The sequence below is a fragment of the Acinetobacter sp. 228 genome, assembly GCF_048147885.1.
In genome coordinates this window covers 1-1,266 of sequence record NZ_JAYWYV010000337.1, presented here as the reverse complement: position 1 = coordinate 1,266, position 1,266 = coordinate 1, and the positions used below count along the sequence as shown (strand labels likewise).

General features: G+C 41.2%; 1 protein-coding gene. It reads right to left on the bottom strand.

All coding sequences use genetic code 11. From position 1 onward, the window contains the following. The coding region (locus tag VXQ92_RS18745) for a DUF3458 domain-containing protein (RefSeq protein ID WP_416682818.1) at positions 1-1,266 on the bottom strand (1,266 nt) is incomplete at both ends.

The window sequence follows — 1,266 nt, the reverse complement described above, 5'->3', positions numbered from 1 at the left end:
ATGTTCTTTAATGCACGTACACCCATCGCTAAAGAAAATTCTTTTTGCAAGTCTGGGTCAAGTGTAAGGTACGTATCTTTCCAGAACGCCCCCAACTCTTGTGCCAAACGATTGAGTAAGGCTTCACGTTTTACATGAATATCGGCTGGTGCATAGTTTTGATCAATACGGCTACCCAAATAACCTTCAGTCGGTACATCAAACAAACGCGATGCTAAAAGTGGATCACGACCAACTAATTCAGGCAATGTACTTTGAATAGCTTGAATATAGGTATCCGCAGAGTGATCTTCTAACAAAATACGTTCAAGCAAGGTTTGTGTTGCTTGCCATTGGTTAAAACCATTTGTTTCATGTTGAATTAAGAATGCTAATTCTTCATCACTGTAATCAAATACCAGATTTACAGGTGCAGAGAAATTACGTAGTAGTGAAACAACAGGTTGCTCAGTTACCCCTGTAAACTCAATAGCTGCCTCGTCTTGGTCAAATAAATACACGCCATCTTTAACACCATTTACAAATAGGCTTTCGCTTTGGAGCGTATATTGCTCTCCTGTTTTCGCATTAAATAATGCCAACGCTACAGGAATTGGGACAGCTTTTAAGTTTGGATATTTCGGATGCGCTTTTAGGCTTTGTTTAAAGCTTAGACGATAAGTTTGCGCTGCTGCATCATATTCACCTTTCGCTTCAAGCTTTGGTGTACCTGGTTGGTTATACCAAGTTAAGAATGCAGATAAATCAACACCTGAACCTGCAGAGAGTGCAGCAACCCAGTCTTCAACAGTTACGGCTTGTCCATCATGACGGCGGAAATATTCATCCGTTCCCTGACGGAATTTTTCTTTACCCAGTAATGTCGACATCATGCGGTTAATTTCCGCACCTTTTTCATAAACAGTCGCTGTATAGAAGTTATTAATTTCGACAAAGTGGTCTGGGCGTGGAGGATGCGACAATGGACCTGCATCTTCTGGGAATTGATGCGATTTAAGAACAGCGACATCGTCAATACGTTGAACCGCAGCAGATTGTAAATCTTCCGAGAAAGATTGATCACGGAATACCGTTAAGCCCTCTTTTAAGCATAACTGGAACCAGTCACGACAAGTAATACGGTTCCCTGTCCAGTTATGGAAATATTCATGGGCAATCACAGACTGTACACGCATAATTGCTGCGTCAGTTGTGTACTCTTCATCGGCAAGTACGCATGAGGTGTTAAAGATATTTAAACCTTTATTTTCCATAGCACCCATGTTG